Annotated in this window: 19 protein-coding genes; 15 read left to right on the top strand and 4 right to left on the bottom strand. The window is 70.2% G+C overall.

The genetic code is table 11. From position 1 onward, the window contains the following. The first annotated feature begins 96 nt into the window (after positions 1–96). The gene (locus ACIRRY_RS30550) at positions 97–1518 is read left to right on the top strand and encodes a sugar porter family MFS transporter (protein WP_403978774.1); all 1422 of its coding nucleotides are present in this window, start codon (positions 97–99) and stop codon (positions 1516–1518) included. Between the two features lie 69 nt (positions 1519–1587). Here the strand turns inward: ACIRRY_RS30550 and ACIRRY_RS30545 are convergent, their stop codons facing one another. Continuing rightward, complete coding sequence (locus ACIRRY_RS30545) at positions 1588–1947, bottom strand: hypothetical protein (protein ID WP_403978771.1); 360 nt, start codon at positions 1945–1947, stop codon at positions 1588–1590. 74 nt (positions 1948–2021) lie between these two features. Further along, the gene (locus tag ACIRRY_RS30540) at positions 2022–2993 is read right to left on the bottom strand and encodes an LLM class flavin-dependent oxidoreductase (RefSeq protein ID WP_403978769.1); all 972 of its coding nucleotides are present in this window, start codon (positions 2991–2993) and stop codon (positions 2022–2024) included. 184 nt (positions 2994–3177) lie between these two features. Here ACIRRY_RS30540 and ftsY point away from each other — a divergent pair, with 184 nt between their 5' ends. Then, entirely contained in the window at positions 3178–4365 is a 1188-nt protein-coding gene (gene ftsY, locus ACIRRY_RS30535; protein WP_403978766.1) for a signal recognition particle-docking protein FtsY, read from the top strand. Positions 4366–4543: 178 nt separating this feature from the next. On the opposite strand, the gene ACIRRY_RS30530 is transcribed toward ftsY, so the two are convergent. Then, positions 4544–5209 carry a bifunctional DNA primase/polymerase gene (locus ACIRRY_RS30530; protein WP_403978763.1) on the bottom strand — a complete coding sequence of 222 codons (666 nt, stop codon included), beginning with the start codon at positions 5207–5209 and terminating at the stop codon, positions 4544–4546. Positions 5210–5655: 446 nt separating this feature from the next. Here ACIRRY_RS30530 and ACIRRY_RS30525 point away from each other — a divergent pair, with 446 nt between their 5' ends. The 6 genes from ACIRRY_RS30525 (at position 5656) to ftsH (ending at position 15566) form a co-directional block, all read left to right on the top strand. Next, the gene (locus ACIRRY_RS30525; protein ID WP_403978760.1) at positions 5656–7140 is read left to right on the top strand and encodes a hypothetical protein; all 1485 of its coding nucleotides are present in this window, start codon (positions 5656–5658) and stop codon (positions 7138–7140) included. A 561-nt stretch (positions 7141–7701) separates the two neighbouring features. Then, entirely contained in the window at positions 7702–9036 is a 1335-nt protein-coding gene (locus tag ACIRRY_RS30520; RefSeq protein ID WP_403978757.1) for an ammonium transporter, read from the top strand. Further along, positions 9033–9371 carry a P-II family nitrogen regulator gene (locus ACIRRY_RS30515; RefSeq protein WP_003997576.1) on the top strand — a complete coding sequence of 113 codons (339 nt, stop codon included), beginning with the start codon at positions 9033–9035 and terminating at the stop codon, positions 9369–9371. Before ACIRRY_RS30520 ends, ACIRRY_RS30515 begins: the two co-directional genes overlap by 4 nt. A gap of 25 nt (positions 9372–9396) precedes the next feature. Then, positions 9397–11847: a [protein-PII] uridylyltransferase gene (locus tag ACIRRY_RS30510; protein WP_403978755.1), complete on the top strand. Its 2451-nt coding sequence runs from the start codon at positions 9397–9399 to the stop codon at positions 11845–11847. Positions 11848–11928: 81 nt separating this feature from the next. Beyond that, the gene (gene ffh / locus ACIRRY_RS30505; protein WP_403978752.1) at positions 11929–13482 is read left to right on the top strand and encodes a signal recognition particle protein; all 1554 of its coding nucleotides are present in this window, start codon (positions 11929–11931) and stop codon (positions 13480–13482) included. A 146-nt stretch (positions 13483–13628) separates the two neighbouring features. Beyond that, positions 13629–15566, top strand: a complete 1938-nt coding sequence (ftsH, locus tag ACIRRY_RS30500) for an ATP-dependent zinc metalloprotease FtsH (protein ID WP_403978749.1) — start codon at positions 13629–13631, stop codon at positions 15564–15566. Between the two features lie 7 nt (positions 15567–15573). On the opposite strand, the gene ACIRRY_RS30495 is transcribed toward ftsH, so the two are convergent. Next, positions 15574–16431, bottom strand: coding sequence for an SAM-dependent methyltransferase (locus ACIRRY_RS30495; RefSeq protein ID WP_403978746.1), 858 nt, complete (start codon positions 16429–16431; stop codon positions 15574–15576). 198 nt (positions 16432–16629) lie between these two features. Here ACIRRY_RS30495 and proS point away from each other — a divergent pair, with 198 nt between their 5' ends. The 7 genes from proS to rplS all read left to right on the top strand — a co-directional run bounded on the left by proS (position 16630) and on the right by rplS (position 21887). Further along, positions 16630–18045 (top strand): proline--tRNA ligase, encoded by a 1416-nt coding sequence (gene proS / locus ACIRRY_RS30490; protein ID WP_403978743.1) that lies wholly within the window; start codon positions 16630–16632, stop codon positions 18043–18045. 260 nt (positions 18046–18305) lie between these two features. Next, entirely contained in the window at positions 18306–18902 is a 597-nt protein-coding gene (locus ACIRRY_RS30485; protein WP_019058697.1) for a hypothetical protein, read from the top strand. Positions 18903–19189: 287 nt separating this feature from the next. Next, complete coding sequence (gene rpsP / locus ACIRRY_RS30480) at positions 19190–19609, top strand: 30S ribosomal protein S16 (RefSeq protein WP_403978741.1); 420 nt, start codon at positions 19190–19192, stop codon at positions 19607–19609. Between the two features lie 2 nt (positions 19610–19611). Next, positions 19612–19851, top strand: a complete 240-nt coding sequence (locus ACIRRY_RS30475; protein ID WP_005479813.1) for an RNA-binding protein — start codon at positions 19612–19614, stop codon at positions 19849–19851. A 116-nt stretch (positions 19852–19967) separates the two neighbouring features. Then, positions 19968–20573, top strand: a complete 606-nt coding sequence (gene rimM, locus ACIRRY_RS30470; RefSeq protein WP_403978738.1) for a ribosome maturation factor RimM — start codon at positions 19968–19970, stop codon at positions 20571–20573. Further along, the gene (gene trmD / locus ACIRRY_RS30465; protein ID WP_403978735.1) at positions 20570–21403 is read left to right on the top strand and encodes a tRNA (guanosine(37)-N1)-methyltransferase TrmD; all 834 of its coding nucleotides are present in this window, start codon (positions 20570–20572) and stop codon (positions 21401–21403) included. The genes rimM and trmD overlap by 4 nt, the downstream gene beginning before the upstream one ends. 133 nt (positions 21404–21536) lie before the next feature. Next, complete coding sequence (rplS, locus tag ACIRRY_RS30460) at positions 21537–21887, top strand: 50S ribosomal protein L19 (protein WP_384165692.1); 351 nt, start codon at positions 21537–21539, stop codon at positions 21885–21887. Positions 21888–21898 lie beyond the last annotated feature (11 nt).

The raw sequence follows: 21898 nt of genomic DNA, 5'->3' as shown, positions 1-21898 counted from the left end.
TTTTACCTTCAGGTGGTGGGCAGCGGGAAGCTGTGCGCCACTGGAAGGGTCGCCCCCCCACCCCGGCAGCGACGCCGGTGGCCCGAGGAGTTACACGTGACCAGCACTGCGCAGGCACCTCAGTCAGGAGCCGGGTCGGCTCACCCCGAACATCTCGGGCACGTCATCTTCATCGCGGCGGCGGCCGCGATGGGCGGCTTCCTCTTCGGCTACGACAGTTCCGTGATCAACGGCGCCGTCGAGGCGATCCGCAGCCGCTACGACATCGGCTCCGCGGCCCTCGCCCAGGTCATCGCGATCGCCCTCATCGGCTGTGCGATCGGCGCCGCGACCGCCGGCCGGATAGCCGACCGCATCGGCCGTATCCGCTGTATGCAGATATCCGCCGTGCTGTTCACCATCTCCGCCGTCGGTTCGGCGCTGCCCTTCGCGCTCTGGGACCTCGCCTTCTGGCGGATCATCGGCGGGTTCGCCATCGGCATGGCCTCCGTCATCGGCCCTGCCTACATCGCCGAGGTCTCCCCGCCCGCCTACCGCGGCCGGCTCGGCTCCTTCCAGCAGGCCGCGATCGTCATCGGCATCGCGATCTCGCAGCTGGTCAACTGGGCTCTGCTGAACGCCGCCGGCGGCGACCAGCGCGGCAAGCTCATGGGCATCGAGGCCTGGCAGGTCATGCTCGGCGTCATGGTGATCCCGGCCGTCCTCTACGGCCTGCTCTCCTTCGCGATCCCCGAGTCCCCGCGCTTCCTGATCTCCGTGGGCAAGCTGGACCGCGCCCACGAGGTGCTGAAAGAGGTCGAGGGCGACGACCTCGACCTGGACGCCCGCGTCGCCGAGATCGAGCACGCGATGAAGAGCGAGCACAAGTCGACCTTCAAGGACCTGCTCGGCGGTGGCGGCTTCTTCTTCAAGCCGATCGTCTGGGTCGGTATCGGCCTCTCGGCCTTCCAACAGCTCGTCGGCATCAACGTCGCGTTCTACTACTCCTCGACGCTGTGGCAGTCGGTCGGCGTCGACCCCACGGAGTCGTTCTTCTACTCCTTCACGACGTCGATCGTGAACATCATCGGCACCGTGATCGCCATGATCTTCGTGGACCGCATCGGCCGCAGGCCGCTGGCCCTCATCGGCTCGGTCGGCATGGTCGTCGGTCTCGCGCTGGAGGCCTGGGCCTTCTCCTACGATCTCGTCGACGGCAAGCTGCCCAGCGCACAGGGCTGGACCGCCCTGATCGCGGCCCACGTGTTCGTCCTCTTCTTCGCCCTGTCCTGGGGTGTCGTGGTCTGGGTCTTCCTCGGCGAGATGTTCCCGAACCGGATCCGCGCCGCCGCCCTCGGCGTGGCCGCCTCCGCGCAGTGGATCGCCAACTGGGCCATCACCGCGAGCTTCCCGTCGCTGGCCGACTGGAACCTCTCCGCGACCTACGTGATCTACACGGTCTTCGCCGTGCTCTCCATCCCGTTCGTCCTGAAGTTCGTGAAGGAGACGAAGGGCAAGAAGCTGGAGGAGATGGGCTGACCGGGCCCCTCTCATGAGCTCGGGGAGGCGGGCTTCATCCCCCGCCGCCCGTCTCCCCGAATCCCTCGGTCACCAGATGAGGACGCCGCCGCCGATGTCCCGGGCGCGCAGGGCGGCCGACTCGATGTTGTCCAGCCGGCTCTCGACGAGGTCGGGACGTTCGCCGACCGCCGCGGCGACCGGTTCGAGATGCGCCCGCAGCAGCGCCAGCTCGCGCAGGAAGTCCGGCACGTCCGAGGCCTCGACGTACAGGTCGCCGGAGGCCAGCACGGGAAGGTACGTGGCGCCCAGCGCGCGCACGGGCGCCGAGCCCCACACGGTCTCGCGCCAGTTCTCGAAGCCGGCCGAGTCGTTGCAGCCCTCCGGAACGTCGAGCACGTTCCACTGGCCGTCCGCGTCACGCAGGAACACATCCACAGCCAAGGTCATGACCGCAGTGGACCACCGGTCGACCGGCCGGTCCACCGGTTGCGGGTAAAGGTCACTCCGCGCTCACTCCCCGCTCACTCCCCGAGCCGCGGCAGCACCCGCTCCGCGAACAGCCGCAGGCTGCGCCATCCCTCGTCGACCGGCATCCCGCCCGACAGCGGATGCAGTACGAGATTGTCGAGGCCCAGCGCCACGCACTCGTCCGGCGTGAGGATCCGGTAGACGCCCTCCGCGCGCAGCTCCGCCACGGTCGTCGCCCCCGACTTCACCGCCGAGCGGATCTCCCCGGACTGCCAGGAGGCGTACGTCCGCGCCTCGTGCAGGAAGTGCGCGCCGTACTCGGCCCAGGCCCGGTCCGGGTCCTCGGCGATGTGCAGCAGCGGGGTCTCCGCGCCCGGCATCATGGTCCAGCCCTCGGTGCCGTACTCCACCAGCCGGTCCTTGTAGTACGCCTCCAGGTCGGGAAGGTGCGCGCTGGGGAAGAAGGGCAGCCCCAGCCGGGCGGCCCGGCGCGCGGCGGCCTTCGAGGAACCGCCGACCAGCAGCAGGGGGTGCGGGTCGGAGAAGGGGCGCGGGGTGACCCGTACGGTACGGCCCCGGTACTCGAACTCCTCCCCGGACCACGCCTTCAGGACCGTCTCCAGCAACTCGTCCTGGAGTGCGCCCCGGCGCTTCCAGTCCACGTCGAACTGGGCGTACTCCTCGGGCCGGTAACCGATCCCGGCCACGGTCACCAGCCGGCCGCCGCTGAGCAGATCGAGTACGGCGATGTCCTCGGCCAGCCGCAGCGGGTCGTGCAGCGGGCCGATGACCGCGGACACGGTCACCGCGATGTGCCGGGTCGCGCCGAACACCGCGCCCGCGAAGGCGAAGGGCGACGGCAGCCAGTTGTTGGCGACACCGTGGTGCTCCTCCGTCTGCACGGTGGTGATCCCGTGCTCGTCGGCGTACGCGGCCATCTCCAGCGCGGCCCGGTAGCGGGCGCTCAGCGAGGCGGGGGTGGCACCGGGTTCGACGAGGTTGAAACGTACGACCGATACGGGCATGGGAGGTCCCCCTTCGTGTGTGGTGGGGGACGGTAGCTGACGGTTCATCAGATGGCCATGGGTGTGACTACGGCCGTCCGGGCGGTCCGAGCTCGTCGGCGCGTACGAGGTCAGGGGTCGCCGACGCCCCGGGCCGCGCCCGCACTGGGCCGCGGCCAGACCCATGGCTGATACTGGGTGGGTTATGGAAACCGTCATCCTTGCTGTAGTCATCGCGGTGGTCGTGCTCGGTGCGCTCGGCGGGCTCGTCGTCGGCAGCCGGCGCAAGAAGCCGCTGCCCCCGCCGCCCACCTCCGTACCCGACATCACCGCCCCGCCGGCCGAGCCGCACGTCGGCGACGAGGCCGAGACGCCGCGCGACGAAGCGCGCCGGACGATAGAGGAGGTGGATCTTCCGGACGGTTCGGCCCCGGTCGCCGTCGAGGAACCCCCCGTACTCGATGTGCCCGAGCCGACCGCCGGACGGCTCGTCCGGCTGCGCTCGCGGCTCTCCCGCTCGCAGAGCGCGCTCGGCCAGGGGCTGCTCACGCTGCTGTCCCGTGAGCACCTCGACGAGGACACCTGGGAGGAGATCGAGGAGATCCTCCTCACCGCCGACGTCGGCGTGGCGCCCACCCAGGAGCTGGTCGACGGGCTGCGCGAGCGCGTGAAGGTGCTCGGCACCCGTACCCCGCAGGAGCTGCGCACCCTGCTCCGCGAGGAACTCCTCAAGCTGGTCGGCACCGACATCGACCGCACCGTGAAGACCGAGCCCGAGGACCGCAAGCCCGGCATCGTGATGGTCGTCGGGGTCAACGGCACCGGCAAGACCACCACCACCGGCAAGCTCGCCCGCGTCCTCGTGGCCGACGGCCGGACCGTCGTGCTCGGCGCCGCCGACACCTTCCGGGCCGCCGCCGCCGACCAGTTGCAGACCTGGGGCGAGCGGGTCGGGGCCCACACCGTGCGCGGGCCCGAGGCCGGTGACCCCGCCTCCGTCGCGTTCGACGCGGTGAAGGAGGGCAAGGAGATGGGGGTCGATGTCGTCCTCATCGACACGGCGGGGCGATTGCACACGAAGACCGGGCTCATGGACGAGCTGGGCAAGGTGAAGCGGGTCGTGGAGAAGCACGCGCCGCTCGACGAGATCCTGCTCGTGCTCGACGCCACCACCGGGCAGAACGGGTTGGTGCAGGCGCGGGTCTTTGCCGAGGTCGTCGACATCACGGGGATCGTGCTGACCAAGCTGGACGGTACGGCCAAGGGGGGCATCGTGATTGCCGTGCAGCGTGAACTGGGCGTACCGGTCAAGCTGATCGGGCTTGGTGAGGGGGCGGATGATCTGGCGCCGTTCGAGCCTGAGGCGTTTGTTGACGCCCTTATCGGCGACTAGTGCTTCGCCGGGGGCGCGGTTTTTGGCTGCGGGCCCCATGGGGGCTGGTCGCGCCCACGCGGCGGAGCCGCAAATGTCACAGCCCCGCGTCCCTAAGGGGCGCGTTGCAGTCAGCCCTGTTCCAAGAAGTGCCCGGTCTCAACTCACCCTTGAGGACGGGCACTTCGTCGTTCTACGGCTATGCCCGCGACCTGTGTGCCACATACGCCAGCGTGCCCAGCAACAGGCGTGCCGCCGGAGGCTTTGTCGCGGAGTCGAGCGCGGGGGAGCGGAGCCAGCGGACCGGGCCCAGGCCTCCCCGGTCGGAGGGCGGTGCGGTGATGTGGGTGCCGGGGCCGAGGCCGCGTAGGTCGAGGGACGTGGGGTCGTCCCAGCCCATGCGGTAGAGGAGGGTGGGGAGTTCGGCGGCGGCGCCGGGGGCGACGAAGAAGTGGGCGCGGTGGTCGGGCGTCGCGGCGACCGGACCGAGCGGGAGGCCCATCCGCTCCAGGCGGGCCAGCGCGCGGCGCCCGGCGGGCTCGGCCACCTCGATCACGTCGAACGCGCGGCCCACCGGCAGCATCACCGACGCGCCCGGCAACTCGGCCCAGGCCGCGGTGACTTCGTCCAGGGTCGCGCCGGCCCGCACCTCGGGCGCGAAGGTCAGCGGATGCGCGCCCGGCGTACGGCATGCCGTGTCGCCGCAGGAGCACGCGCCGCCCGCGGCCCGGGCGCCCGCGACCACGTCCCAGCCCCACAGGCCGGTGAACTCGGCCACCGCCGTGCACTCCGATGCGCGGCCGCGGCGGCGCGTGCCGGACCGGATGTCGCGGATACCCCGGCTGCTGCCGATCGTGAAGCCCATGCCCCCTCCAACGGGTCCGACGCACCGGTGGTTACGAGACGGATGCGGATCGTCACTCTGCGTCCACGCCTACCCGGTGCCGCGGGATCCAGGCGGCGTCCAGGAGCATCTCGGGTGGTGTGCCCGGCGGCACGCGCCCCTGCGTGCACCGCTGCGCCCACCTTCGTCCGTCCTATGTCAAGTGAATCGTGCGCGGGCAACCGTAGGTTCATTCGAAGGGGTGGCGAATGGTGGCGTTTCCGGGATCGCCGTGGCTGGACGGGTGATCGTAGGATTACTTTGAGTGCACAAGTCCTCGGGGCACATGCGCTCGTGGGTATGCCGGAGGCAACTCGTCATCTCGTTCGAAGGGTGACAAGTGCGGGACGGGAAGCCGTATTTACCGGCATTCTGATAGGGCTTGGCGCACAGCGGCGACAAGTGGTTCCAGGGATGGGGGCGTTCCAGTGGGCGGCAACGGCGGAGGCGGGACAACCGCGGCCAGTACGGACAAGCGCCCCAATGAGCTGCTCGGCTCGTGGTTCGTGCGCAGCGGCTGGTCCAAGGGCGAGCTGGCGCGTCAAGTCAACCGCAGGGCACGGCAGTTGGGGGCCAACCACATCTCGACGGACACCTCGCGCGTGCGCCGCTGGCTGGACGGCGAGAACCCGCGCGAGCCGATCCCGAGGATCCTCTCGGAGCTGTTCTCCGAGCGCTTCGGCTGTGTCGTCTCGGTCGAGGACCTGGGGCTGCGCGCGGCCCGCCAGGCGCCCTCCGTGTCCGGTGTCGACCTGCCCTGGACCGCCCCGCAGACGGTGGCCCTGCTCAGCGAGTTCTCCCGCAGCGACCTCATGCTGGCCCGGCGCGGCTTCCTCGGCGCGTCCCTGGCCCTGTCCGCCGGACCGACGCTCATCGAGCCCATGCAGCGCTGGCTGGTCCCCGGCCCCTCGGCCCACCAGCCGGAGCCCGAGCCGGTGAGCGCCTCCCGGCAGGTCGGGCGGCTCTCCCGGCCCGAGTTGGAGCTGCTGGAGTCCACCACGGCGATGTTCCGCAAGTGGGACGCCCAGTGCGGCGGCGGCCTGCGCCGCAAGGCGGTCGTAGGACAGCTGCACGAGGTGACCGACCTCCTCCAGGAGCCCCAACCCGAGGCCACCAACCGCAAGTTGTTCAAGGTCGCCGCCGAACTCGCCGAGCTGGCCGGGTGGATGTCGTACGACGTGGGGCTCCAGCCCACCGCCCAGAAGTACTTCGTCCTCGCCCTGCACGCCGCCAAGGAGGCCGGCGACAAGCCGCTCGGGTCGTACGTCCTGTCCAGTATGAGCCGCCAGATGATCCACCTCGGGCGGCCGGACGACGCCCTGGAGCTGATCCACCTCGCGCAGTACGGCAGCCGGGACTGCGCGAGCCCGCGCACCCAGTCGATGCTGTATGCGATGGAGGCCCGCGCGTACGCCAACATGGGCCAGCCCGGCAAGTGCAAGCGGGCGGTGCGGATGGCCGAGGACACCTTCGGGGACGTACACGACTGGGACGACCCGGACCCGGACTGGATCCGTTTCTTCTCCGAGGCCGAGCTGTACGGCGAGAACTCGCACTCCTATCGCGACCTCGCCTACGTCGCCGGCCGCAGCCCCGCCTACGCCTCGCTGGCCGAGCCCGTCATGCAGCGGGCGGTGGACCTCTTCGCCAAGGACGATGTGCACCAGCGGTCGTACGCACTCAATCTCATCGGCATGGCCACCGTGCACCTGCTGCGGCGCGAACCCGAGCAGAGCGCGGTGCTGGCGACGGAGGCGATGACCGTCGCCAAGAAGGTGCGCTCCGAGCGCGTGAACACTCGTATCCGAAAGACCGTCGATACCGCGGTCCGCGACTTCGGCGAGCTGGCCGTGGTCGTCGACCTCACCGAGCGGCTCGCCATCGAGCTGCCGGAGACCGCCGAAGCGGTCTGAACACCCCGAGCCCCGGCCGCGGCCGGCCTTCCCGAACCGCCCGACTCGGCTCCCCCATGCCAGGTCATCGGAAGGCCGACCGCGGCCGGTTTCCGTTACGGGCAGTGCCGTAGGGGCGGGTGAGGGCCGGGTGGTCGGACGACCGGTCGGCCCCTCGTGACTCGTATTCGAAAGACCGTCCACAGGGCGGTGCGAGATGCCGGCGGTCCGGCCGAAAACGTCGACCTCGTCGAGACGCTCCCGACCGAGCCGTAGGAGAGCGCCCGAGGGCCCCAGCCCCATGCCCCGGCGCCCCCGCGCCGGGCCGCCGGAAGGCCGGGCGCGGCCGGTTTCGGGCCGCCGGGAAAGGTTGCGCCACGATAACGATCGTCCGGCCGGAGATCCGGCGGTTCATCGACGCGTAACACGTACGGCGCCTTCGTCACCCCGGCGAAACATCGAGGGGCTTCGACCGAAACCGCGCTGCGCCAATCTCATGGCGCATAACCGGACCCCCCGCCTTGACCGGACCGCATCCAGGCTTCGCCCGCACGGGGCCGTACAACCGACGAGGAGACGCCGATGGCATCAGCCGCCATCACGCTTGCCGCGGAGGCACCCAAACTGTCCTCCGCGAACACAGGCTTCATGCTCATCTGTTCCGCCCTGGTGTTGCTCATGACACCGGGACTCGCCTTCTTCTACGGAGGCATGGTCCGCGTCAAGAGCACCCTGAACATGCTGATGATGAGTTTCATCAGCATCGGGATCGTCACCATTCTGTGGGTGCTCTACGGCTTCTCGCTCGCCTTCGGTTCGAGCAACGGCTTCATCGGCTACAACTCCGACTGGCTCGGCATGAGCAACGTCGGACTGACGGAACTCTGGGACGGCTACACCATCCCGATCTTCGTTTTCATGGTCTTCCAGATGATGTTCGCCGTCATCACCCCGGCCCTGATAAGCGGTGCCATCGCCGACCGCGTCAAGTTCTCGGCCTGGGCGCTCTTCGTCGCCCTGTGGCTGACGGTCGTCTACGTCCCGGTCGCCCACTGGGTATGGGCCAGCGACGGCTGGGCCTTCAAGCTCGGTGTGATCGACTTCGCCGGTGGTACGGCGGTCCACATCAACGCCGGTGCCGGCGCCCTCGGCGTCATCCTGGTCATCGGCAAGCGCGTCGGCTTCAAGCGTGACCCCATGCGTCCGCACAGCCTTCCGCTGGTCATGCTCGGCTGCGGTCTGCTGTGGTTCGGCTGGTTCGGCTTCAACGCCGGTTCGTGGCTCGGCAACGACGACGGCGTCGGCGCGCTGATGTTCGTCAACACGCAGGTCGCCACCGCCGCCGCCATGCTCGCCTGGCTCGCCTACGAGAAGATCCGCCACGGCGCGTTCACCACGCTCGGCGCGGCCTCGGGTGCCGTCGCCGGTCTGGTCGCCATCACCCCGTCCGGTGGTGCGGTCTCCCCGCTCGGCGCGATCGCCGTCGGCGCCATCGCCGGTGTCGGCTGTGCCGCGGCCGTCGGCCTGAAGTACAAGTTCAACATCGACGACTCCCTCGACGTCGTCGGCGTCCACATGGTCGGCGGTATCCTCGGCTCCCTGCTGATCGGCTTCTTCGCCACCGGCAAGGGCCAGTCCGCCGCGACCGGCGTCTTCTACGGCGACCACTCCTTCACCCAGCTGTGGAAGCAGTTCGCCGGTGTCGGCGCGGTCCTCGGCTACTCCCTGGTCGCCTCCGCGGTCCTCGCCTTCCTCATCGACAAGACCATCGGCATGCGGGTCACCGAGGACGAAGAGGTCGCCGGCATCGACCAGGCCGAGCACGCCGAGACCGCATACGACTTCAGCGGCGCCGGCGGCGGCTTCGGCGGCAGCTCCGTCACCACCGCCACGGAGACGAAGAAGGTGGACGCATGAAGCTCATCACCGCCGTCGTGAAGCCCCACCGGCTCGACGAGATCAAGGAAGCCCTCCAGGCCTTCGGGGTCCACGGTCTGACGGTCACCGAGGCGAGCGGCTACGGTCGTCAGCGGGGACACACCGAGGTCTACCGGGGCGCCGAGTACACGGTCGACCTGGTCCCCAAGATCCGTATCGAGGTGCTGGCCGAGGACGACGACGCCGAGCAGCTGATCGACGTCATCGTCAAGGCCGCCCGCACCGGCAAGATCGGTGACGGCAAGGTCTGGTCCCTCCCGGTCGAGACGGCCGTCCGGGTCAGGACCGGCGAGCGCGGACCGGACGCGCTCTAAAAAGAAACAGAACAGGAGTCGCTGGGTGACGAGTACGGACGTGCGCAAGGATGCAGAGGACTCCGGACCCAGCGGCTACGCGGCGGCCCGGCTGCGCCTCCTCACTGAGGGGGCGCGGTCCGGGCCGCCGCGCCGTGCGGCCCTCGCCGAACTGACCGACGACTGGCTGACCGGCCTCTTCACCGCCGGCAACGAAGCCCTCAAGGGCGTCTCCCTGGTCGCCGTCGGCGGCTACGGCCGCGGCGAACTCTCCCCGCGCAGCGACCTCGACCTGCTCCTCCTGCACGACGGCTCCGACTCCGGCGCGGTCGCCGCGCTCGCCGACCGCATCTGGTACCCGGTCTGGGACCTCGGCCTCGCCCTCGACCACTCCGTCCGTACGCCCGCCGAGGCCCGCAAGACCGCCGGCGAGGACCTCAAGGTCCAGCTCGGCCTCCTCGACGCCCGCCACATCGCCGGCGACCTCGGCCTGACCGCCTCCCTGCGGACGGCCGTCCTCGCCGACTGGCGCAACCAGGCGCCCAAGCGCCTCCCCGAACTCCAGGAACTCTGCGCCGAACGCGCCGAGCGCCAGGGCGAGTTGCAGTACCTCCTCGAACCCGACCTCAAGGAGGCCCGCGGCGGGCTGCGCGACGCCACCGCGCTGCGCGCCGTAGCCGCCTCCTGGCTCGCCGACGCCCCGCGCGAGGGCCTCGCCGACGCCCGCCGCCGTCTCCTCGACGTGCGCGACGCCCTGCACCTCACCACCGGACGCGCGACCGACCGGCTCGCGCTCCAGGAGCAGGACCAGGTCGCCGCCGAGCTGGGCCTGCTGGACGCGGACACCCTGCTGCGCCAGGTCTACGAAGCGGCACGCGTCGTGTCGTACGCCAGTGATGTCACCTGGCGCGAAGTGGGGCGCGTGCTGCGGTCCCGTGCGGTGCGGCCGAGGCTGCGGGCCATGCTCGGCGGGGGCGCCAAACCCGTCGCCGAGCGCTCCCCGCTCGCCGAGGGCGTGGTCGAGCAGGACGGCGAGGTGGTGCTCGCCCGTGCGGCCCGCCCCGAACGCGACCCGGTCCTCCCGCTCCGCGCCGCCGCTGCCGCCGCGCAGGCCGGTCTCCCGCTCTCGCTGCACGCCGTACGGCGCATGGCGACCGCCGTGCGTCCGCTGCCCACGCCCTGGCCCGCCGAGGCGCGCGAGCAGCTCGTGACGCTGCTCGGCTCCGGGCAGCCCACGGTGGATGTGTGGGAGGCGCTGGAGGCGGAGGGCCTGATCACCCGGCTCCTCCCCGACTGGGAGCGGGTGCGCTGCCGGCCGCAGCGCAACGCCGTGCACATCTGGACCGTCGACCGGCACCTCATCGAAACCGCCGTCCGCGCCTCGGAGTTCGCCCGCCGCGTCAGCCGCCCCGACCTCCTGCTGGTCGCCGCGCTGCTGCACGACATCGGCAAGGGCTGGCCCGGCGACCACTCCGTGGCCGGCGAGATCATCGCCAAGGACGTGGCCGCGCGCATCGGCTTCGACCGCGCGGACGTGGCCGTGCTCGCGGCTCTTGTACGGCATCACCTCCTCCTCATCGACACGGCCACCCGGCGTGACCTGGAGGATCCGGCGACGGTCCGTTCGGTCGCCGAGGCGGTCGGTACGACGAGCACCCTGGAATTGCTGCACGCGCTGACCGAGGCGGACGCGCTGGCCACCGGCCCGGCCGCCTGGTCCTCCTGGCGAGCCGGCCTCGTCACCGACCTGGTCAAGCGGGTCGCCGCCGTCCTCTCCGGGGACGCCCCCGAGGAGCCCGAGGCGGGCGCGGCCACCGCCGAACAGGAACGGCTCGCGATCGAGGCGGTGGCGACGGGCGGCCCGGTGCTGGCGCTCCGTGCCCAGACCGAACCCCCCTCCGAGGACGAGCCCGCCGGCGACCCCGAACCCCTCGGCGTGGAACTGCTGATCGCCGTACCGGACCAGCCGGGCGTGCTGCCCGCGGTGGCCGGCGTCCTGGCGATGCACCGCCTGACGGTCCGTACGGCGGAGCTGCGCGCGCTCGACCTCCCGGACGGCGTGGAGGGCTCCGTCCTGCTCCTCAACTGGCGGGTCGCCGCCGAGTACGGCTCCCTGCCGCAGGCGGCCCGGCTGCGCGCCGATCTCGTACGGGCCCTGGACGGGTCGCTGGACATCGCGGGGCGGCTGGCGGAGCGGGACGCCGCGTATCCGCGCCGCCGGGGTGTCGTGGCCCCGCCGGCCCGCGTGACGGTCGCCCCGGCCGCCTCCCGGCACGCCACGGTCATCGAGGTGCGAGCGCACGACGCACCTGGGCTGCTGCACCGGATCGGCCGGGCGCTGGACGAGGCGAAGGTGCGGGTGCGCAGCATGCACGTCAGCACGCTGGGCTCGAACGCGGTGGACGCCTTCTACGTCACCGGGGCGGAGGGGACACCCCTGCCGGGCGAGGAGGCCACGGCGGTCGCGCGCAAACTGGAGGAAACCCTGCGGGCCTGACCCGTGACCCGGTCTTGTGCGACCGGGATACCCTGGAGGGCGATTCCCCAATAGCCACCGACCCCGAGGACCGCGAGCGCCGTGTTCGATACTCTCTCTGATCGCCTCTCAGCCACTTTCAAGAACCTGCGCGGCAAGGGACGGCTCTCCGAGGCGGACATCGACGCCACCGCGCGTGAGATCCGGATCGCGCTGCTCGAAGCGGACGTGGCGCTGCCCGTCGTCCGTACGTTCATCAAGAACGTCAAGGAGCGCGCCCTCGGCGCCGACGTCAACAAGGCGCTGAACCCGGCCCAGCAGGTCCTGAAGATCGTCAACGACGAGCTCGTCACGATCCTCGGCGGCGAGACCCGGCGGCTGCGCTTCGCCAAGAACCCGCCGACCGTGATCATGCTCGCGGGTCTCCAGGGTGCCGGTAAGACGACCCTCGCGGGCAAGCTCGGCAAGTGGCTCAAGGACCAGGGGCACTCGCCGCTGCTCGTCGCCGCCGACCTCCAGCGCCCGAACGCGGTGAACCAGCTCAGCGTCGTCGCCGAGCGCGCCGGTGTCGCGGTCTACGCGCCCGAGCCGGGCAACGGCGTCGGTGACCCGGTCAAGGTCGCCAAGGACTCCATCGAGTTCGCCAAGTCCAAGGTCCACGACATCGTGATCGTGGACACCGCGGGCCGCCTCGGCATCGACCAGGAGCTGATGCGGCAGGCCGCGGACATCCGCGACGCGGTCTCCCCGGACGAGATCCTGTTCGTCGTCGACGCGATGATCGGCCAGGACGCGGTCAACACCGCCGAGTCCTTCCGCGACGGCGTCGGTTTCGACGGCGTGGTGCTCTCCAAGCTCGACGGCGACGCCCGCGGTGGTGCGGCCCTGTCGATCGCCTCGGTCACCGGCAAGCCGATCATGTTCGCGTCGAACGGCGAGAAGCTCGACGACTTCGACGCCTTCCACCCGGACCGGATGGCCTCCCGCATCCTCGACATGGGTGACCTGCTCACCCTGATCGAGCAGGCGGAGAAGACGTTCAGCCAAGAAGAGGCCGAGAAGATGGCCTCCAAGCTGGCGTCCAAGAAGGGCCAGGACTTCACCCTCGACGACTTCCTGTCCCAGATGGAGCAGGTCAGGAAGATGGGCAGCATCAGCAAGCTGCTCGGCATGCTCCCCGGCATGGGCCAGATCAAGGACCAGATCAACAACCTGGACGAGCGGGACGTCGACCGTACGGCCGCGATCATCAAGTCGATGACCCCGGCCGAGCGCCAGGAGCCGACGATCATCAACGGCTCGCGCCGCGCCCGTATCGCCAAGGGCTCCGGCGTCGAGGTCAGCGCCGTGAAGGGCCTGGTCGAGCGGTTCTTCGAGGCCCGCAAGATGATGTCCCGCATGGCGCAGGGCGGCGGGATGCCCGGCATGCCGGGGATGCCGGGCATGGGCGGCGGCCCGGGCCGCAGCAAGAAGCAGCCCAAGCAGGCCAAGGGCAAGCAGCGCTCCGGCAACCCGATGAAGCGCAAGCAGCAGGAACTGGAAGAGGCTCAGCGCCGCGAGGCCGGCGCCGCCCAGGGCGGCAACGCGTTCGGGCTCCCCGAGCAGGGCGGCAAGGACTTCGAGCTCCCGGACGAGTTCAAGAAGTTCATGGGCTGAGCTTCAGAGAGTTCATGGGCCTGCCTTCGGGGAGTTCATGGGCTGACAGCCCGTCTTCCACGTCACCGAGGGCGCCCCTCTCCGGAAGGGCGCCCTCGGCGCATGCCGGGCGTGCCGACGCCTGGCCCGTGTCGTAACTTGCCGGTATGACCAACCCCGCGCCGCCGCGCAAGTCTCCCGACCAGCCCTGGCGTACCGAGGGCACCCCGGACGAGCCTCCGAAGCCGTCGCCGGGCGGGAAGAAGATGCGCGGCGGCTGGTGGAGTCTCATCCTCACCGCGCTGGTCGTGTACCTGGTCGCGAATCTGATCCTGTCGTTCTTCAACGAGGGCGACGAGCCGACGATCTCGTACACGGAGTTCAGCAAGCAGGTCGACGCGGGCAACGTCACCAAGATCTACGCCAAGGGCAACGCGATCCAGGGCCAGCTCAAGAAGGAGCAGAAGAACCCGGACGGCGACGGCAAGTACACCAAGTTCGACACCGAGCGGCCGACCTTCGCGGACGACCAGCTCTGGGAGGACCTGACCAAGCACAACGTCACGGTCACGGCGGAGCCGGTCGTACAACACCGTAGTTTTCTGGCCAATCTGCTGATCTCGCTGGCCCCGATGCTGCTGCTGGTCGTCCTGTGGCTCTTCATCGCGCGGCGGATGAGCTCGGGGCTCGGCGGGGCGGGCGGCATGCTCGGCCGCAAGGCCCCGCCCAAGCCGGTCGAGCTGGAGCCGGGCAAACAGCGCACGACCTTCGAGGACGTCGCCGGCATCGACGAGGTCGAGGGCGAGCTGAACGACGTCGTCGACTTCCTCAAGAACCCCGACGAGTACCGCAAGATGGGCGCCAAGATGCCCCGGGGCGTGCTGCTCGCGGGCCCGCCCGGCACCGGCAAGACGCTGCTCGCGCGGGCGGTCGCGGGGGAGGCGGGGGTGCCGTTCTTCTCGGCCTCGGCCTCCGAGTTCATCGAGATGATCGTCGGCGTCGGTGCCTCACGCGTGCGTGAACTGTTCGCGGAGGCCCGCAAGGTGGCCCCCTCGATCATCTTCATCGACGAGATCGACACCATCGGCCGCGCGCGGGGCGGCGGTTCGGGAATGGGCGGTCACGACGAGCGCGAGCAGACCCTGAACCAGATCCTCACCGAGATGGACGGCTTCTCCGGCTCCGAGGGCGTCATCGTGATCGCGGCCACCAACCGCGCCGACGTCCTGGACCCGGCGCTGACCCGCCCCGGCCGCTTCGACCGGGTGGTCGTTGTCTCGCCGCCCGACCGGGGCGGCCGCGAGGCGATCCTGGAGATCCACACCCGCGAGATCCCGCTCGCGAAGGACGTGAACCTCGCCCAGGTCGCCCGGACGACCCCGGGCATGACCGGCGCCGAACTCGCCAACCTCGCCAACGAGGCAGCCCTCCTCGCGGTCAAGCGCAAGCAGAGCGAGGTCACCCAGGCCGACCTCTCGGAGGCCCTGGAGAAGGTCCAACTGGGCGCCGAACGGCCGCTGGTGATGCCCGAGGAGGAGCGCCGGCGCACCGCGTACCACGAGGGCGGCCACGCTCTCCTCGGCATGCTCCAGCCCGGCGCCGACCCGGTCCGCAAGATCACCATCGTCCCGCGCGGGAGGGCACTCGGCGTGACGCTCTCGACGCCGGACTCCGACAAGTACGCGTACACCGAGGAGTATCTGCGCGGCCGGATCATCGGCGCCCTGGGTGGCATGGCCGCGGAACAGGTCGTCTACGGAGTGATCACCACCGGTGCCGAGAGCGACCTCGAACAGGTCACCAACATCGCGCGCGGGATGGTCGCCCGCTGGGGCATGAGCGAGCGCGTCGGCCGCCTCTCCGCCCTCCCGAACGACGCCCAGCAGGCCTACGGCCTCGCCGCCGCACCGCAGACCCTCGACGTGATCGACGACGAGATGCGCCGCATCGTCGACGAGTGCTACGACGAGGCCGTCCGTAAACTCCGCGACCACCGCGACCAGTTGGACGCGCTCGCCGAAGCCCTCCTGGAGAACGAGACCCTGGAGGAGACGGACGCGTACCGCATCGCGGGCGTGACCCGCCTCTTCAAGGAAGAGCCGTAAGTCATCCTCAGGTCGTACGCGCGATCAGATACCGGAAGACGTTCGGCATCCACACCGTCCCGTCCTGCCGACGATGCGGATGCAAAGCCTCCGCCAACTCCTTGTCCACCTGCGCCTGGTCCGTCGCGACGATCGCCGCGTCGAAGAGTCCCGTCGACAGCAGCCCCCGTACGGCGCTCTCGACGTCGGCGTACCCGAAGGGGCAGGCCACCCGTCCCGAGCCGTCCGGCCTGAGGCCCGCGCGGTGGGCGACCTCCTCCAGGTCGTCGCGCAGGACCGGGCGCGGGCTGCCCGTGCCGCGCAGCGGGTCCGCCAGTCTGGTCGCCACCCGGAGCACGGACGAGGTCGCGCAGCGCTCCGGAGGGCCCCAGCCCGTCAGCACCACGGGTGTCCCGCGCGCGGCGAGCGGTGTCGCGCCGGCCAGCAGGTCGCCGAGCCCCTCCGAGTCGCCCGCAAGACACCCGATGGGCTCGAAGGCGGTCACCAGGGTGTACGCGGGCGTCTCCGCGTCGGCCGCGTCCCTCGGTGAGCCGTAGACGAGCCGGGTGTGGGCACGCGCGCGTGGGGACCAGGCGGCCGGCAGCAGTCGCTCGCGGGCGAGGGCCAGCCGTTCGGGGGAGAAGCGCTCCACACCGGTGACCGTCGCGCCTCTGGAGGCCGCCATCAGCAGGGCGAGCCCGGAGCCGCAGCCGAGGCCGAGGAGCCGGCTGCCGGATCCCACCTCCAGTCGCTCGTAGACCGCTTCGTAGAGCGGCACCAGCATCCGCTCCTGGATCTCGGACCAGTCACGCGCACGTGCACCCAGGTCCACACGGGGCACGGGCCCCGCATGAGGCAGGTAGTGCCGCACGAGCGTAGGTGTCATCGAAAGCGCCCCAATCCGCCGAGAGATGTGGCCGTGCCCGTTTCCGAGGCCCCCGTGATGTGCGCCCGCACTTCCCCCGTAAGCCAGCAAACTCCGCACGCGCTACGGCGTCCAGGGGTTGTGGGGCCCGGCTTGTGGCTTCTCCGTGGGAGTGGCGAGAATTCACATGACGGCAACGTGGGCCCGTACCATCGCGCCATGGCGAAGGCACCCGTACTCACTCCCAGGGCGGACGATTTCCCCCGCTGGTACCAGGATCTGATCAGCAAGGCCGAGCTGGCCGACAACGGCCCGGTGCGCGGCTCCATGGTCATCCGACCGTACGGGTACGGCCTCTGGGAGCGGATGCAGGCCGAGATGGACGCCCGCATCAAGGAGACGGGCACCGAGAACGCGTACTTCCCGCTGCTGATCCCGCAGTCCTACCTCGCCCGCGAGGCGGACCATGTCGAGGGCTTCGCGCCCGAGTTGGCCGTGGTCACGCACGGCGGCGGCAAGGAGCTGGAGGAGCCCGCGGTCGTCCGGCCCACCTCCGAGATGATCATCAACGAGTACTTCTCGAAGTGGGTGCAGAGCTACCGCGACCTGCCCCTGCTGATCAACCAGTGGGCGAACGTGGTCCGTTGGGAGCTGCGGCCCCGTTTGTTCCTGCGCACGAGCGAGTTCCTCTGGCAGGAGGGGCACACCGCGCACGCGAGCTACGAGGAGGCGCGTGACTTCGCTGCGCACATCCATCGTCAGGTGTACGAGGACTTCATGGTCAACGTCCTCGCGATGGACGTCGTACCGGGTCGCAAGACGGTCAAGGAGCGGTTCGCGGGCGCGATCAACACCCTCACCCTGGAAGGGATGATGGGCGACGGCAAGGCGTTGCAGATGGCGACCAGTCACGAGCTGGGCCAGAACTTCGCCAAGGCCTTCAACACCCAGTACCTGTCCAAGGAGGGCAAGCAGGAACTGGTCTGGCAGACCTCCTGGGGCTCCACCACGCGCATGATCGGCGCCCTGGTGATGACGCACGGCGACGACGACGGACTCCGGGTGCCGCCGCGGCTGGCGCACATCCAGGTCGTCGTCCTCGCGATCAAGGGGGACGAGGCGGTTCTGGCCAAGGTCCGCGAGATCGGTGCCCGGCTGAAGGCGGCGGGCGTCCGCGTCCGCGTCGACGACCGCACGGACGTCCCCTTCGGGCGCCGGGCCGTCGACTGGGAGCTGAAGGGCGTGCCCGTACGGATCGAGGTCGGACCCCGTGACCTGGAGAACGGCACCGCGATGCTGGCCCGTCGCATCCCCGGAGGCAAGGAGCCGGTGGCGATCGACTCCCTCGTAGAGCTGCTTCCCGTCGTCCTTGAGGAGGACCAGGCGCTGCTGCTGAAGCAGTCGCGTGAGCGGCGCGAGTCGCGCACCTCCGAGGTGTCGACGATCGCGGAGGCCGTCGAGGCCGCGACCGCCGGCGGCTGGGCACGCATCCCGTGGGCGACCCTCGGCGAAGAGGGCGAGGCCGAGCTGGCCGAGCACGCGGTCACCGTACGGTGCCTGGTCGCCGAGGACGGGTCGGTCCCGGACGCCGATCAGTCACCCGGTAACGTCGCGGTCGTCGCGCGCGCCTACTGAAGCGGCGGGCTCCGGCGGCAGAGCGACCGAAAGGCCTCTTGCGCAACGGCGGACATCAGCTCCCCCGGCGCGCGGACATCGTCTACGCGCCGGGTCGTACGTAGGACTACGCACCAGCTTGGTAGGAGCTGTGAGGCTTCTCCGCAGATCAGCGCACCCGCCCTCCTCCGGACGCATCAGCGGCAACTGACGGGTACGTGCAAATTATTTGGGATGCCCCGGAATCGGAACACAGGGGCACTCCGGCTCGTTGTCATTACGTGAGCACGACACAGACACCACCTGTTCTCGCCGCAGAGCTGGCAGAGGCGTGGGCCGATATTCAGCGGTACCACCCCGAACTGCCCGATCTGGCCGCGCCCGAGTCCCTGATCGGAGAATCGTCGTCCGCCTGCGGACACGAGCTCTCCTTCGAGCGACTGCTCCATGAGGCAGTCCATGGCATCGCCGCTTCGCGCGGCGTGCGCGACACGTCCCGTGCCGGTCGCTACCACAACCGCAGATTCCTCGCGATCGCCGAGGAGCTGGGCCTGGACCACCCCGACGAACCGCATCCCAGCAGCGGTTTCTCGCTGGTCCAGCTCAACCCCGAGGCCAAGCGGCGCTACCGGCCGACGATCGAGCGCCTCCAGCGCGCGCTCAAGGCCCACACCGTCGCCACCTCGGCGGACACCTCCCGCACCTTCCGCGGCCCGGCCGCCCGGCACGGTTCGTCCGGTGGCGGCGTCCGCGTCAAGGCGGTCTGCGACTGCGGTCGTAACGTCCGGGTCGTTCCGTCGGTGCTGGCCCAGGCGCCGATCGTGTGCGGGGGCTGCGGCAAGCCCTTCCGCATCCCGGAGGTCGTGGGCGCGGCCTGAGGACACGGCTGCTCGTGGCAGCCGCATCCCGCGGGTCGGGGTTGCGCACACCCGCGCCGGTCACCTCCCGGCGCCGGGTGTCGCTTCCGCATGGGCGGGGGCATGCGGGGGCATGCTCCCCGGTCGGGCGGACCGCCAGGGTGTGGCACAATGTCTAGCTGTACTCGACAGCCGCACAGGAACCCTCTCGCCTCCGGCTGACGCGTCCATCGGGCACTCGGGTACCGCAACCCCACGCGGCCGTCCCGCCGTGCCCAATCACGTCAAAACCAGGAGAACCCACTCCCGTGGCAGTCAAGATCAAGCTGAAGCGTCTGGGCAAGATCCGTTCGCCTCACTACCGCATCGTCGTCGCCGACTCCCGTACCCGCCGTGATGGTCGGGCCATCGAGGAGATCGGTCTGTACCACCCGGTGCAGAACCCCTCGCGCATCGAGGTCGACACGGACCGCGCGCAGTACTGGCTGAGTGTCGGCGCGCAGCCGACCGAGCCCGTGCTCGCCATCCTGAAGCTCACCGGCGACTGGCAGAAGTTCAAGGGCCTGCCGGCCCCGGCGCCGCTGCTCGTGGCCGCGCCGAAGGCCGCCCGCCCGGTGTTCGACGCCCTCGGTGGCGACGACTCGAGCAAGGGTGAGGCGATCACCCAGAAGAAGAAGGCCGACAAGAAGGACGAGGCTCCGGCCGAGTCCGAGTCGACCGAGGCCTGAGCATGCTCGAGGAGGCTCTCGAGCACCTCGTGAAGGGCATCGTCGACAACCCTGACGATGTGCAGGTCGCCTCGCGCGACCTGCGCCGCGGGCGCGTGCTGGAGGTCCGGGTACACCCCGACGACCTCGGCAAGGTGATCGGTCGCAACGGCCGCACCGCTCGCGCTCTGCGCACCGTCGTGGGCGCCATCGGCGGCCGTGGTGTCCGCGTCGACCTCGTCGACGTGGACCACGTCCGCTGACGTTCATCGCACACCGGCTCGGGCCGGGGAGGGCCTGCGGGCCGTCCCCGGCCCGTCGTCGTAACTGGCCCTCGTAATAGTCGTCGTACTCGTCGCAATACAGGAGAGCAAGCACAGTGCAGCTGGTAGTCGCTCGCATCGGCCGCGCCCACGGCATCAAGGGCGAGGTCACCGTCGAGGTACGCACCGACGAGCCGGAACTCCGGCTCGCCCCCGGAGCCGTCCTGGCCACCGAACCCGCCGCCACCGGCCCTCTGACCATCGAGACAGGCCGGGTCCACAGCGGCCGCCTCCTCCTGCGCTTCGAGGGCGTCAGCGACCGCACCGGCGCCGAGGCCCTGCGCAACACCCTCCTGATCGCCGAGATCGATCCCGAGGAGTTGCCCGAGGAGGAGGACGAGTACTACGACCACCAGCTGATGGACCTCGACGTCGTCACCAAGGACGGCGAGGAGGTCGGCCGGATCACCGAGATCTCGCACCTGCCCTCCCAGGACCTCTTCATCGTGGAGCGGCCCGACGGCAGCGAGGTGATGATCCCGTTCGTCGAGTCCATCGTCATCGAGATCGACCTGGAGGAGCAGCGCGCGGTCATCGACCCGCCGCCCGGGCTGATCGACGACCGCGCGGAGATCGTGTCCTCCAAGGAAGACCCTTCGGATGACGACTCCGTAGAGGGCGACTCTGTGGACGGCGACTCCGTAAAGGACAGCGACGCATGAGGCTCGACGTCGTCACGATCTTCCCGGAGTACCTCGAACCGCTGAACGTCTCCCTCGTCGGCAAGGCACGCGCGCGTGGACAGCTGAATGTGCACGTGCATGATCTGCGCTCCTGGACGTACGACCGCCACAACACGGTCGACGACACCCCCTACGGCGGCGGCCCCGGCATGGTCATGAAGACCGAGCCCTGGGGCGACGCCCTGGACTCCGTCCTGGCCGACGGCTACGAGACGGGCTCCGGTGCGCCCGCGCTGATCGTGCCCACGCCCAGTGGCCGGCCCTTCACCCAGGAACTCGCCGTGGAGCTCTCCGAGCGGCCCTGGCTGGTCTTCACGCCCGCCCGCTACGAAGGCATCGACCGGCGGGTGATCGACGAGTACGCGACCCGGATGCCCGTCTACGAGGTGTCCATCGGCGACTACGTGCTCGCCGGCGGCGAGGCGGCCGTCCTGGTCGTCACGGAGGCCGTGGCACGGCTGCTGCCGGGTGTCCTGGGCAACGCCGAGTCCCACCGCGACGACTCCTTCGCGCCCGGGGCCATGGCCAACCTCCTGGAGGGGCCGATCTACACCAAGCCGCCCCAGTGGCGCGGCCGGGAGATCCCGGACGTGCTGCTCAGCGGCCACCACGGCAGGATCGCCCGCTGGCGGCGCGACGAGGCCCTGAAGCGCACGGCCGCCCACCGGCCCGACCTGATCGAGCGCTGCGAGCCCAGGACCTTCGACAAGAAGGACCGCGAGATGCTCTCGATCCTGGGCTGGGCACCGGACCCGGCGGGGGAGCCGTACGGCCGATTTTGGCGTGGGCCGGACGGCGTGGAAGAATAGGTCGCTGTTGTGCGTCGTCCGGTGTGCGCCCCTGCCACAGGGGGACATGACGCCCGCCCCGACACTCACGGCACCCTTCAGAACACCTATCTCCCGTCGGTGACCTGTGGCATCGATGAAGAAAGCAGACGAAATGTCCCACCTGCTCGACACCGTCGACGGCGCCTCGCTGCGCACCGACATCCCGGCCTTCCGCCCGGGTGACACCGTCAACGTCCACGTCCGCGTCATCGAGGGCAACCGCTCCCGTGTGCAGCAGTTCAAGGGCGTGGTCATCCGTCGCCAGGGCGCCGGTGTCCGCGAGACCTTCACGGTCCGCAAGGTCTCGTTCTCCGTCGGCGTCGAGCGCACCTTCCCGGTGCACACCCCGATCGTCGAGAAGATCGAGCTCGTGACCCGCGGTGACGTCCGTCGCGCGAAGCTGTACTACCTCCGTGACCTGCGCGGCAAGGCCGCGAAGATCAAGGAGAAGCGCGACAACTGAGGTCGCGACGG

Origin of the sequence: Streptomyces sp. NPDC101776 (assembly GCF_044766845.1) — a bacterium.
GTDB lineage: Bacteria > Actinomycetota > Actinomycetes > Streptomycetales > Streptomycetaceae > Streptomyces.
The sequence above is the reverse complement of the archived record's forward strand: the minus strand, read 5'-3'. Positions and strand labels throughout refer to the sequence as shown.